Origin of the sequence: Microbacterium sp. 70-16 (assembly GCF_001898315.1) — a bacterium.
Lineage (GTDB): Bacteria > Actinomycetota > Actinomycetes > Actinomycetales > Microbacteriaceae > Microbacterium.
Window position 1 is genome coordinate 160,591 of record NZ_MKTQ01000029.1, and the last position, 12,010, is coordinate 172,600.

At 67.7% G+C, this 12,010-nt stretch carries 11 protein-coding genes; 3 read left to right on the forward strand and 8 right to left on the reverse strand.

What is annotated here, in order from left to right; all coding sequences use genetic code 11:
* Window positions 1-125: 125 nt before the first annotated feature.
* From BGO46_RS14245 to BGO46_RS14255, 3 genes are read right to left on the reverse strand one after another with little or no spacing between them, the layout of a single operon-like run.
* Window positions 126-2,039 carry a helicase HerA-like domain-containing protein gene (locus tag BGO46_RS14245; protein WP_292678211.1) on the reverse strand — a complete coding sequence of 638 codons (1,914 nt, stop codon included), beginning with the start codon at window positions 2,037-2,039 and terminating at the stop codon, window positions 126-128.
* A 9-nt stretch (window positions 2,040-2,048) separates the two neighbouring features.
* Window positions 2,049-2,687, reverse strand: a complete 639-nt coding sequence (locus BGO46_RS14250; protein WP_292678209.1) for a phosphatase PAP2 family protein — start codon at window positions 2,685-2,687, stop codon at window positions 2,049-2,051.
* A 58-nt stretch (window positions 2,688-2,745) separates the two neighbouring features.
* Window positions 2,746-4,083 carry a multidrug effflux MFS transporter gene (locus tag BGO46_RS14255; RefSeq protein WP_292678207.1) on the reverse strand — a complete coding sequence of 446 codons (1,338 nt, stop codon included), beginning with the start codon at window positions 4,081-4,083 and terminating at the stop codon, window positions 2,746-2,748.
* Window positions 4,084-4,250: 167 nt separating this feature from the next.
* Between BGO46_RS14255 and BGO46_RS14260 the strand changes: the two genes are divergently transcribed.
* Both BGO46_RS14260 and BGO46_RS14265 read left to right on the forward strand, forming a co-directional pair.
* A complete protein-coding gene (locus BGO46_RS14260; protein WP_292678204.1) occupies window positions 4,251-4,979 on the forward strand; it encodes a DUF3105 domain-containing protein in 729 nt (242 codons plus the stop codon).
* Window positions 4,976-5,662, forward strand: coding sequence for a DUF305 domain-containing protein (locus BGO46_RS14265; protein WP_292678201.1), 687 nt, complete (start codon window positions 4,976-4,978; stop codon window positions 5,660-5,662). The genes BGO46_RS14260 and BGO46_RS14265 overlap by 4 nt, the downstream gene beginning before the upstream one ends.
* A 139-nt stretch (window positions 5,663-5,801) precedes the next feature.
* Here the strand turns inward: BGO46_RS14265 and BGO46_RS14270 are convergent, their stop codons facing one another.
* The 3 genes from BGO46_RS14270 to BGO46_RS14280 all read right to left on the reverse strand — a co-directional run bounded on the left by BGO46_RS14270 (window position 5,802) and on the right by BGO46_RS14280 (window position 9,536).
* On the reverse strand, window positions 5,802-6,779 hold the full coding sequence (locus BGO46_RS14270) for a carbohydrate ABC transporter permease (protein WP_292678199.1): 978 nt from the start codon (window positions 6,777-6,779) through the stop codon (window positions 5,802-5,804).
* Window positions 6,776-8,110 (reverse strand): sugar ABC transporter permease, encoded by a 1,335-nt coding sequence (locus tag BGO46_RS14275; protein ID WP_292678197.1) that lies wholly within the window; start codon window positions 8,108-8,110, stop codon window positions 6,776-6,778. Before BGO46_RS14275 ends, BGO46_RS14270 begins: the two co-directional genes overlap by 4 nt.
* 97 nt (window positions 8,111-8,207) lie before the next feature.
* Window positions 8,208-9,536 carry an extracellular solute-binding protein gene (locus BGO46_RS14280; protein ID WP_292678195.1) on the reverse strand — a complete coding sequence of 443 codons (1,329 nt, stop codon included), beginning with the start codon at window positions 9,534-9,536 and terminating at the stop codon, window positions 8,208-8,210.
* A gap of 230 nt (window positions 9,537-9,766) precedes the next feature.
* Here BGO46_RS14280 and BGO46_RS14285 point away from each other — a divergent pair, with 230 nt between their 5' ends.
* On the forward strand, window positions 9,767-10,783 hold the full coding sequence (locus tag BGO46_RS14285) for a LacI family DNA-binding transcriptional regulator (protein WP_292678193.1): 1,017 nt from the start codon (window positions 9,767-9,769) through the stop codon (window positions 10,781-10,783).
* A 65-nt stretch (window positions 10,784-10,848) separates the two neighbouring features.
* Here BGO46_RS14285 and rplL read toward each other — a convergent pair whose 3' ends face one another.
* Complete coding sequence (rplL, locus tag BGO46_RS14290; RefSeq protein ID WP_195692147.1) at window positions 10,849-11,238, reverse strand: 50S ribosomal protein L7/L12; 390 nt, start codon at window positions 11,236-11,238, stop codon at window positions 10,849-10,851.
* A 42-nt stretch (window positions 11,239-11,280) separates the two neighbouring features.
* Entirely contained in the window at window positions 11,281-11,796 is a 516-nt protein-coding gene (gene rplJ / locus BGO46_RS14295) for a 50S ribosomal protein L10 (RefSeq protein WP_292678191.1), read from the reverse strand.
* Window positions 11,797-12,010: the final 214 nt, after the last annotated feature.

Sequence of the window (12,010 nt, forward strand, 5' to 3'; positions counted from 1 at the left end):
GCCCCGCCGGGACCCCTCCGTCGTCGAGACTGCGTTCCTGCGCCGAGACTGCGTGCGTCGTCCGCAGTCTCGTCGCGAAAACGCAGTCTCGTGGATACGCCGGGTGCGCGCGCCCACCCGGCGGGTCAGCGCCGGCCGGTGCCGAACATGCCGCGGATGACCGAGTTCAGGATCGTCTGGGTCGACTTGGAGTTGAGGATCTGGTCGAGCGGCGAGGCATCCGCCTTGCGCGTCGTGCGCGTCGTGCGGCTCTTGGCGGTGCCGCCGGTCGCCTTCATGAGGCGGTCGTACTCGCGCTGGCGCTCCTTCTCGGCGGCCGCGTCGGCCTTCGCGATCGCGGCCTGCTGCTTCGCGAGTTCCTTGTCGGCGGCGGCCTTGGCCTTGGCGGCTTCCGCCGCGGCATCCGCCTCGGCGGCCGCATTCATCTTGGCCGTGAGGATCTCGCGCGCTGATTCGCGGTCGATCGCCGTGCCGTACTTGGCGAGCAGCGGCGACGCGTGCACGGCCCGCTCGATGTCGGGGTCGGGTGTCGGCGACATGAGCCCCTGCGGGGCGCGCAGCCGCGTCCACGCGACGGGCGTCGGCGCACCCTTCTCGCTCATGACGGTCACGATTGCCTCACCGGTGCCGAGCTCTTGCAGCACGCGCTCGAGGTCGTACCCGCTCTTCGGATACGTGCCGACCGTCGCGCGCAGCGCCTTCGCGTCGTCGGGAGTGAACGCGCGCAGCGCGTGCTGCACGCGCGAGCCCAGCTGCGCGAGCACGTCGGAGGGCACGTCCTTCGGCGTCTGCGTCACGAAGAAGACGCCGACGCCCTTCGAGCGGATCAGACGCACGGTCTGTGTGATCGCCGACAGGAAGTCCTTCGACGCGTCCTTGAACAGCAGGTGCGCCTCGTCGAAGAAGAACACGAGCTTCGGCTTGTCGAGATCGCCGACCTCGGGCAGGATCTCGAACAGCTCGGCCAGCAGGTACATCAGGAACGTCGAGAAAAGTGCGGGCTTGTCGGCGACGCCGGGAACCTCGAGCAGCGAGATGATGCCGCGACCATCGGATGCCGTGCGCAGGAAGTCCTGCACATCGAACTCAGGCTCGCCGAAGAACACGTCGGCACCGCCGTCGGCGAACGTGATGAGCTCGCGCAGGATCACGCCCGCCGTCGCCGACGACAGCCCGCCCAGCTCCTTCAGCTCAGCCTTGCCCTCGTCGCTCGTGAGGTAGCTCAGCACGGCGCGCAGGTCAGACAGGTCGACGAGCGCAAGCCCGTTGGCATCCGCATAGTGGAACACGAGCCCGAGACTCGACTCCTGCGTCGCGTTGAGGCCGAGCACCTTGCTCAGCAGCAGCGGCCCGAAGCCCGAGACGGTCGCACGCACGGGCACGCCCTTGCCGATGCCGCCGAGCGCGAAGTACTCGGTGGCGGATGCCTCGGGCTTCCACTCCTGCCCGATCGCCGTCGTGCGCGCGAGCAGCTTGTCGCTGGGCGTGCCCGGCGTCGCGACGCCCGACAGATCGCCCTTGATGTCGGCCGCGAACACCGGCACGCCCTTCGCGGCGAGCTGCTCGGCGAGCCCCTGCAGCGTGCGGGTCTTGCCTGTGCCGGTGGCGCCTGCGACCAGGCCATGCCGGTTCATCATCGCCAGCGGGATGCGGATCTGCGCGCTGGGCACCGGGTCCGTGTTCACGAGCGCGCCGAGGTCGAGCGTCGCCGCCTCGAACGTGTACCCCTTCGTCACCGCCGCGACCTCGTCGGTGGAGAGGGGGCCGGATGCCGCGGCATCCGCCGGTGCGGCCTGCGCAGGGGCATCCGCGGCCTGCGCTTCGGGAGGAGATTTCGCTTCGGGAGGATCGATCTGCCCGGTTGTCTCCTCCGGAACGGAAATCTCCTCCCCAACTGCAGCCGCAGCCTCCCCCGCCTTCGCGGCCTCGGCCTGCGCCGCGGCGAGCGCGGCCTTGGCCTGCGCGAGCTTCAGCGCGGCTTCGGCGGCTTCCGCTTCGGCTTGCAGTCGGGCGAGTTCGGCATCCTGTGCGGCGCTCATGCCGTCAGCCTACCGAGGGAGCGCTGCTCGCTCGCGATCTATCCGGAGCGTGAGGGCCGCCGCGACCACGAGCGCGACGCCGGTGCCGACGAGCGCGCCGCCGACGGTGTCGCTGAACCAATGTGCGTGCACCTCGGTGCGGCTGAACGCCATCAGCAGCACCCACGCCGCACCGACGACCGCGACCCACACGCGCGGGAAGAGCACGACCGCGATGACCGCGAGCGTCGCGGCATTGGCGGTGTGCCCCGACGGGTATGATCCGTGGTCGGCGGCGACGAGGATGTCCTCGGGCCGCGCCCGCCCGAATGTCGCCTTGAGCAGTTGCACGCCCACCGCGCTCGCAGCGGAAGCGACAATCACGAGCGCTCCGCCCCAGGGCCGCCGCAGCGCGAGCATGATCGCGAGCCCCGCGAGCGGCACGACGAAGGTCGCGAACCACCCCCCGCCGACGAAGTTCATGCCCAGCGCGAACGAACGGAGGAAGTCGAAGTGGTCGACGAACGAGTTCCACCACTCATCAAGGTCGAGGTCGGCATCGACGGTCACGAGGATGCCGAGACCGATCGCCGCGACCACCAGAACGACACCGACCACGAGCCGTTGCAGCGCGATCGTCGTCAGCCGGTCATCGACGGGTACGTCCATCGCCCCATTGTGCCCGAGCCGCTGCGCGGCGCACAGCGCGGCAGGCAGCAACAGCGCGTCAGGGCGCGAGGCGCTCGACCGTGCGCGGGCGCACGACGAGCCACAGGGCGAGGCATCCGATCACGGCGCAGCCGACCATGACGCTCGCCATCGTCGTCGCGGTGATCCCGGTGTCGCGGGCGACCCAGCCGACGATCGGCGAGATCAGGCCGGCGACGCCGAAGTTGGTGGCACCGATGATGGATGCCGCGGTGCCCGCCGCCTTGCCGTGCCGGTCGAGCGCGAGCACCTGCACGCACGGGAAGGTGAAGCCGCACGCCGTCATGAAGACGAACAGCGCGATCATGGTGCCCCACAGGCCACCACCCAGCTGATCGTTCAGGATGATCGCCGTCGAGGCGAGCACCAGCACTGCCGTCGAGAAGGCGAGCACCCACTGCGGTCCGAACCGGGCGGCAAGCCGCGACGCCGTCTGCACGCCCAGGACGACACCGAGGGAGTTGACGGCGAACAGCAGACCGTACTGTTGCGCATCGAATCCGTAGCCTTCCTGGAACAGGAACGACGACGCCGACAGGTACGAGAACAGGCCGCTGAAGGTCATGCCGCCGATGATCAGCACGCCGATGAACACGCGGTCGCTGAAGACGCTCTTGTACCGCTGCAGCACAGTCGCGCCGCCGCGCTCGCTGCGGCGGGCCTTGGGCAGCGTCTCGGGCACGAGCGCGATCGCCGAGATGAGCATGATGAGTCCGTAGATCGCGAGCACGACGAAGATGCCGCGCCACGGCATGACGGCCAGCAGCGCCGAGCCGATGAGCGGCGCGATGACGGGTGCGACGCCCGACACGAGCGCGAGGCGGCTCAGCATGACGACGAGACGCCTGCCGCCGAACAGGTCGCGCACGATCGCCATGGCGACGACACCGCCGGCCGCCGCTCCCATCCCCATGAGCACGCGCGCGACGCCGAGCAGGGCGAGGTCGGGCGCGAGGGCGGCCGCGGTCGAGGCGAGCACGTGCAGCGCCGTGACCGCCAGCAGCGGCATGCGACGACCGACCTTGTCGCTGAGCGGCCCGACGATGAGCTGGCCGAGGGCGAAGCCGATCATGGTGCCGGTGAGGGTCAGCTGGATCGCCGCAGCCGTCGTGTGGAAGTCCTCCTGCAGCACCGGGAACGCCGGCAGGTACAGGTCGATCGTGAAGGGGCCGAGGGCCGTGAGCGCGCCGAGCAGGATGATGTAGACGACCCGACGAGGCGTCGAGATCGCGTCGCCGGGGTGCAGCACGATCGGGGCTGTGGCGGGGTTCGATCCGAGCGTGCGGATGGCTCCCGTCGAAGTCGATCCGGTCGGCGCGGGGATGGGGGCGTTGTCGCGCACGTTGAGTCCGTCCAAGTGAGGATGCCCGGCGAAGGGGCGGATGCCCGGAGCCGGGCCAGGCCATCCGAAACGATTCGACGGCCACTCGATGATAGCGCCTTCCCCGCTTCAGACCCCATTCGCACGCATAGGATCGATAGGCCGCGTCATCCGCGCGGATCCCCGAGCCGAGATCACAGCACATGACCCCGACTGCCTCTGACAACTCCGCCAAGTCCGCCAAGCGCCAGAGCGGCAACCCCGCCACCCAGGCGAAGATCGATCTGACCGTCAAACAGCAACGCGAGCAGCAGAAACAGCAGAAGCTCGCCGAGTACCAGCGTCAGCTCGCCAAGCGCCGCCGCAGCAAGCTCACGTGGTGGATCGTCGGCGGCGCAGCCGCCGTCGCGGTGATCGCGCTGGTCGCGGCATCCATCATCTTCGCTCCCCCGTCCGCGCCGACCTACAGCGCCGGCGGCGACGGCACGGCGATCGAGGGCGTCGAGACGTTCTCGAACGAGACGCAGCACGTCGAGGGCACGGTCGACTACCCGCAGAACCCGCCGGCGGGCGGCCCGCACAACCAGTACTGGCTCAACTGCGGCGTCTACGACCAGCCGCAGCAGAACGAGAACGCCGTCCACTCACTCGAGCACGGCGCGGTCTGGGTGACGTATGACGCGACGCAGGTTACGGGCGACGAACTGGCGACCCTGAAGTCGTACCTGCCGTCGACGTACGTGATCCTCTCGCCGTACGAGGGTCTGCCGAGCCCGATCGTGCTGAGCGCCTGGAACGCACAGCTGCAGCTGCAGAGCGCCGACGACGAGCGCATCCCGACGTTCTTCGAGGAGTATTGGCGCAACCAGAACGTGCCCGAGCCCAACGCCACCTGCAGCGGCGCGATCGACGGCCCCGGCAAGCAGTCGTGAGCGAGCCCGCGACGCCGCCCGTCCGCACGCTGCCGCCCTGGTGGGCGGTGCTGCTCGTGGCGCTCGGCGTCGCGGCGCTCGCCTTCGCGATCGGCCGGTTCTCGACTTTCGGCTCGGGAGCGCCCGCAACGCCTGGCACCACCTCGCCCGAGGCGGGCTTCGCCCGCGACATGCAGGTGCACCACGGCCAGGCGGTCGAGATGGCGATGGACATCTACCGCGCGACCGACAGCGAGGATGTCCGCGTGCTCGCGTACGACATCGCCACCACCCAATCGGCTCAGAAGGGCGAGTTCTACGACTGGCTCGTCAAGTGGGGCCTGCCGCAGGCGGGCGGCCCGCTCATGGCGTGGATGACGGATGCCGACACCGGCCACAACCACGGCGCGGCGTCGAGCGGGGCGGATGCCACGGCACCCACAGAGGCCGAGCTCATGACCCAGATGGGCATGGCCAGCGCTGACGAGCTTGCGGCGATGCGCGCGGCGACCGGAACCGAGGCCGACTGCATGTTCCTCTCGCTCATGATCCACCACCACGAGGGCGCGATCCCGATGGCGCAGGCGCTGCTGCAGCTCGGCTCCGACCCGCGCGCCCTCACCGTCGCGCAGGGCGTCATCGACACCCAATCGGCCGAGATCGACCTCATGACCTCGCTGCAGAACGGGCTCGCCTGCGGGTGAGATTGCGCGCCCCACACCGGGCATCCCACAATGGCGCATGCCCCACTACGGACCATGTCCCACAAATGGTCGGTTCAGGGATGCCTGACCAACCATTTGTGGGACATGGTCTGCCGTAAGTGGGACACGGCCGCGGGGATCAACCCTTGGTCGCGCCAGCCAGCAGGCCCCGCACGAAGAAGCGCTGCAGACCGAAGAACACGAGCAACGGCACGATGATCGAGATGAACGTTCCCGCCGCCTGCAGGAACCACTTGTTGCCCCATGTGCCCGACAGCGAGTTGAGCGATTGCGTCAACGGCAACGATGACGAGGGCGCGAAGATCGTCGCGACGAGCAGGTCGTTCCATACCCAGATGAACTCCAGCACCGCGAACGACGCGAGGGCGGGCGCCGCGAGCGGCAGGATCATCCGGAAGAAGATCTGACCATGCCCGGCACCGTCCACGCGCGCGGCCTCGATGACCTCGCTCGGGATCTCGGCGATGAAGTTGTGCAGCAGGAACACGGCAAGCGGCAACGCGAAGATCGTGTGCGCGATCCACACCGTCGCGAAACTGTGATCCATCTCGCGCAGGTCGAACCCCGGAAAGACCGTCACCTCGCCGATCGTGAGCCCGCGCGAGAACAGGCTCAGCAGCGGCACGAGCGCCATCTGCAGTGGCACGATCTGCAGCGCGAACACCGAGATGAACGCGATGTTGCGCCCCTTGAAGTCGATCCACGCGAACGCGTATGCGAGCAGTGACGCGACCGCGAGGGCGAAGAACACGACCGGGATCGTGATCGCCAGCGAGTTCAGGAACGACTGGCCGAGCGTCAGCGCGGTGCCGCCGGAGTTCAGCGCCTCGGAGTAGTTCTGCAGCGTGAACGACGGGTCGACGAAGACCGTCCACCAGCCTGTGGTCTGCACGTCGGCGCCCGGGCGGAACGACGTGACGAACAGGCCGAACGTGGGGATCGTCCAGAAGAAGGCGATGATGATCGCGGCGATCGTCGCGCCTTTCGAGGTGAGGCGCTTGCGCGCCATCGCCTCGTGCTTGCGGGTCTCGCGCGCGACCTGGCGTGCGGTCCGGCCGTCCAGCCGCGGCTCGATGATGTCGACTCCGGTACTCATCGGACTTCCCTCTGCTTCCGGATCTGGATGACGTTGAAGACGATCAGCGGCGTGACGAACAGGAACAGCACGACGGCCAGCGCCGCCGAGTGCCCGTAGCTCTGGAACCGCTGCTGCTGGTTGACCATCTCGAACGCGAGGACCGAGGTGTTCGCGCGACCGCCGGTCATGACGGCGACGATGTCGTAGATCTTCAGGGCGCCGATCGCGACGGTCGTGACGACGACGACGATCGAAGAGCGGATGCCGGGGACCGTGACGTTGCGGAATCTCTCCCACGCGTTGGCGCCGTCGAGCTCCGCGGCCTCGTTCTGTTCGGCCGGGACCGCCTTGATCGCCGCGGACAGGATGACCATCGCGAGCCCCGTCTGACTCCAGACGAACACGACCATCAGCAACAGGCTGTTCACGAGCGGGGTGAACGTCAGCCACGACACCGGCTCGCCGCCGAAGAGCGTGACGATCGCGTTCAGGATGCCGAGCTGCTCGCCTTGGCGGTAGTCGTAGACGAACTTCCAGATGATGCCGGCGCCCACGAACGAGATCGCGAACGGCATGAAGATGAGCACCTTCAGGAACTTCTCTCCGCGCGCCCGGTCGATGAAGACGGCGTACGCGAGTCCGATGATCGTCGCGACGGCGGGGGCGATGAGCACCCAGATCACCGTGTTGATGACCGACCAGAAGCCCTCCGGGTTGGTGAACACCCACTGGTAGTTCTCGAACCCGACGAAGTCTTTGCCGGTCTTGTCGAAGAACGACTGGACGAACGTCGCGATCGCCGGGTAGATGAGGCCGACGAGCAGGAGGATCACCGCGGGAGCAGTGAACAGGACGAGCTGGAAGAGGTATCCGGCGCCCTGGCGTGAACGGTAGTCGAGCAGGAACAGCACACCCCCCAGGACGATCGCGATGCCGATGACGTACAGCACCGCGTTCTGGTACGGCCGCAGCAGCATGAACGCCAGCACCGGCAGGGCGAAGCAGGCGACGAGGCGGATCCAGAAGTAGACCTTGCCCGGACGCGGCGCGTACTCGATGAGCAGCAGGACGAGCCCCACGACGGCACCGAAGACGGCGAGGATGATCGGGATCTGCACCAGCTGGTTCAGGTTGCCGATCCACTGGAAGAAGCTGTTGAGCGAGAACCCGAGCGTCGTCGGTCGGGTCTCACGCGGCGCCTGGACGATGAGGAAGATGAACAGCGCGACGACGAGGATCGCGCCGATCAGTGCGATGAACTTCGAGGTGCGCGAGGAGTAGAACTTTCGTGGCCCCGGTGGGGCCGACTCCGCGGAGGCCGTGCGCTCCGCGACCTTGGTATCAGACATGCGAGGTGGCCTCCGTGTGCTTCAGTGAACGCGGGATAGGTGTGCCAGGCGGCGGGATGTCGGAGTCACCGGCATCCCACCGCCTGGCACAGTTCTATCAGTTCTCGTAGCCTGCCTGGATGTCGCTGAGGACCGTGGCCTGGTCCTTGCCATCGATCCAGTCGACCATGCCCTTCCAGAACGAACCCGAGCCCACCGTTGCCGGCATGAGGTCGGATGCGTCGAAACGGACCGTGGTCGAGTCGTTCTGCAGGAGCTCCATCGCGTCGGTCAGGAACGCACTGGATGCCAGCGAGGCGTCGGCGTTCTTGTTGGCCGAGATGACACCGCCGAGCTTGACGCGAGCGTTGGCGAAGTCTGCCGTGGCCATGAACTCCTGCACCTTCGCGGTCGCGTCGTTGTCGTTGAACGCGGCGACGAACTCGCCACCGGCCTCGACCTGCGACTCACCCGCGGTGAGGCCCGGGAGGACGAAGGCGTAGACGTCACCGTCGGGAGCGACCTCGGGGGTTGCCCCATCGGCGGTCTGCACGTCGAGGAAGTTCGACGACAGGAACGACGCCTGGTGCGTCAGCGCGCAGGTGCCGTTGGCGACCTGGGCGGCGACGTCCGCGAACGCCGTCGAGTTGATGCTCGCGACGTCGCCGAAGCCGGCGTTGACGTAGTCGGGGTTGAGCAGGATGTCGCCCACCGCGGTGAACGCGTCGGCGATCGGCTGGTCGGTGAACTTCACGTCGCCCGCGACCCAGTTGTCGTAGACCTCGGTGCCGGACTGGCGAAGGACGAGGTCCTCGATCCAGTCGGTACCGGGCCAGCCCGATGCCGTGCCGGACTCGAAGCCGGCGCACCAGGGAGCACTGCCGGTCTTCTCCTGGATCGTCTGGGTGAGGGTGAGCAGTTCATCCCACGTCGTCGGGACCTCGACGCCCCACTCGGCGAACTTCGCCGGGGAGTACCAGACGTAGCCCTTGACGTTGGCGAGCATCGGCGCGGCGTAGAACGTGCCGTCGACCGTGCCGTAGGTCTTCCAGTCGGCCGACCAGTTGGCATCGACCTGCGTCTCGACACCGGACGGGGCCGCCACGACGTCTCCGGTGCCGATGAGGGTCTGCAGCAGACCGGGCTGCGGGACGATGGCGATGTCGGGAGCGTCGCCGCCGGTCACCTTCGTGACGATGTTGCCCTCGAAGCCCTTGTCGCCGGTGTACTCGACCTTGATGCCCGTGTCGGCCGTGAAGCTGTCGAACGACTGCTGCAGCAGATCGGCCTCAGAGCCCGTGATACCACCCGAGATGCGTACCGTCTGGCCGGCGGCATCGGTGGAGTCGGTGCCGTCTGTGGAGCCCTCGGCACATCCGGCCAGCGCGAAGCTGGCCACGCTGATGACGGCGATCGGGGCGATCAGTCGTCGTTGAGTCTTTCGCACGTGATTCCTCCTCGTTGAGTGCGTAACTGGTCCCCCGTGCAAGGGTGCATTCGTGAGGAACCGATTCCAGATAACCGTATTGGTTTCCCGACGAAGGCACAAGATCACCAGGATCACGAGCGAATAACGGGATCCGACAGTACGTGGGAGCGCACTCACACTTCCGGAAGCGGTTCCACATTTTCCTGAGTATTTCGCTATCCTGTTGTCCGACTCAAGGAGGAGCCCTGATGGCAGGCATCGCGGACGTGGCGGCGCTCGCCGGCGTATCCAAAGCCACGGCGAGCCGCGCGCTCTCCGGCGCCGGATACGTGTCGCAGGCGACGCGGGCACGTGTGCAGGATGCGGCGACGCGCCTCGGCTACGTGCCGTCGACGAGCGCCGTGAGCCTCGCGACGGGACGCACGCAGAACATCGGCGTCGTCATGCCCTACCTCAACCGGTGGTTCTTCGCCGAGGTGCTCGAGGGCATCCAGCAGGCGCTGCTCGAGCGGGGTCTCGACCTGACGCTGTACGACGCGAAGCCGGGCTCGCCCGGGCGCGCCCGCATCTTCGACGACTTCCTGGCGCGCAAGAGATTCGACGGGCTCATCGCGGTCGGCCTCGAGCCCGTCGACCGCGAGATCGACCAGCTCACCCTGATCGGCCGCCCGATCGTCAGCGTCGTCGGGTCGGGCAAGCAGACTAGCGTCGTCGCCGTCGACGATGACCTGGCGGCACGGCGCGCGACCGAGCATCTGATCGAGCTGGGCCATCGGAACATCGCGTTCGTCGGCGGGTCACCCCGCAGCCACTGGGCCCACGTCGATCAGGAGCGGCTCGCCGGCTACCGCCACGCAATGCGTCAGGCGGGATTGTCGCAGTTCGTTCAGCACGCACACTCCGAGGTCACGATGCCGGGCGGCTACGCCGCCGCGGCGGACCTCCTGGGTGATGCCCGCAACCGCCCCACGGCGATCGTCGGCGTGTGCGACGAGGTCGCCATCGGCGCGATGATCGCGGCGCGCCGCCTGGGCATCCTGGTGCCGTCCGCACTGAGCGTCGTCGGCATCGACGACCACGAGTTTGCCGAGATGTTCGCTCTGACGACACTGCGGCAGGTGCCGCGCGAACAAGGTATGGCGGCGGTCGAGGTGCTGCTGGCCGAGATCGACGATCCGAACCGGCAGCGAACGCACCTGCGGATGCCGGCGCGGCTCATCATGCGCACCTCCACGGCACCCCTGTCCGCGCCCGCCGGCGGGTAGCGGCCTCCGGATACGACGAAGGCCCCCGGGACGAACCCGGGGGCCTCCGAACGAGGTAGCTCAAATTACTTGAGCGTCACCGAAGCGCCGGCCTCCTCGAGGGCAGCCTTGGCCTTCTCGGCGGTCTCCTTGTTGGCGCCCTCCAGGACAGCCTTGGGAGCACCGTCGACGACGGCCTTGGCCTCGCCGAGGCCGAGCGAGGTGAGCTCGCGCACGACCTTGATGACCTGGATCTTCTTGTCGCCGGCGGCCTCGAGGATGACGTCGAACGCGTCCTTCTCCTCGGCCTCTTCGGCGGGGGCGCCACCTGCGGGGGCGCCGGCAGCGGCGACCGCGACGGGGGCGGCAGCGGTGACGTCGAAGGTCTCCTCGAACGCCTTCACGAACTCGGACAGCTCGATGAGCGTGAGCTCCTTGAACGCGTCGAGCAGCTCCTCAGTGCTGAGCTTTGCCATGATTTTCTCCTTGATTGGGGTTTGCTACGCCGGGACCTGAGATCAGGCCGCGGACTCCTGCTTCTCACGCAGCGCGTCGACCGTGCGGACGGCCTTCGACGGAAGCGCATTGAAGACGTATGCCGCCTTGGTCAGCGAGGCCTTCATCGCACCGGCGAGCTTCGCCAGCAGGACTTCACGGCTCTCGAGATCGGCGAGCTTGTTCACCTCGTCGGCGGTCAGCGCGGCGCCATCGAAGTAGCCGCCCTTGATCACCAGCAGAGGGTGTGCCTTGGCGAAGGCACGCAGACCCTTCGCGACGGCGACCGGGTCACCGTGCACGAAAGCGATGGCCGACGGACCCTTGAGCTCGTCGTCCAGTCCCACGACCCCGGCGTTACCCGCCGCGATCTTGGTCAGCGTGTTCTTCACCACGGCGTACTCCGCGTCCTGACGGATGCTGCTGCGGAGCTCCTTGAGCTCTGCAACCGTCAAACCGCGGTACTCGGTCAGCAGGACGGCGCTCGAGTTCTCGAAGTTCTTCGTGAGCTCGGCGACCGATGCTTCCTTCTGCGCCATGGCCACTCCTTGTGTGTACGAGATGCGCCGCAGTGGCGGTGCATCGGCCTCGACCGGGCGTGTCCTCCCCTGCAACGCGAAAAAGCTCCGGCGCAAGCGCACGGAGCTTCGTTCCGGTTTCCCGGGAGACTGTCTGTGACACCTGCGCGGGCCCCTGCAGTGCAAGGCTTCGTCGGCATCCGCTCACGCGCACACCGAGACCAGCGGTCTTTGG

Excerpts from the sequence above, each read along its gene's own strand:
- BGO46_RS14245 (WP_292678211.1), bottom strand. The coding sequence starts at position 2,039 with ATGAGCGCCGCACAGGATGCCGAACTCGCCCGACTGCAAGCCGAAGCG.
- BGO46_RS14275 (WP_292678197.1), bottom strand. The coding sequence starts at position 8,110 with ATGTCTGATACCAAGGTCGCGGAGCGCACGGCCTCCGCGGAGTCGGCC.
- BGO46_RS14250 (WP_292678209.1), bottom strand. The coding sequence starts at position 2,687 with ATGGACGTACCCGTCGATGACCGGCTGACGACGATCGCGCTGCAACGG.
- BGO46_RS14285 (WP_292678193.1), top strand. The coding sequence starts at position 9,767 with ATGGCAGGCATCGCGGACGTGGCGGCGCTCGCCGGCGTATCCAAAGCC.
- rplJ (WP_292678191.1), bottom strand. The coding sequence starts at position 11,796 with ATGGCGCAGAAGGAAGCATCGGTCGCCGAGCTCACGAAGAACTTCGAG.
- BGO46_RS14260 (WP_292678204.1), top strand. The coding sequence starts at position 4,251 with ATGACCCCGACTGCCTCTGACAACTCCGCCAAGTCCGCCAAGCGCCAG.
- rplL (WP_195692147.1), bottom strand. The coding sequence starts at position 11,238 with ATGGCAAAGCTCAGCACTGAGGAGCTGCTCGACGCGTTCAAGGAGCTC.
- BGO46_RS14270 (WP_292678199.1), bottom strand. The coding sequence starts at position 6,779 with ATGAGTACCGGAGTCGACATCATCGAGCCGCGGCTGGACGGCCGGACC.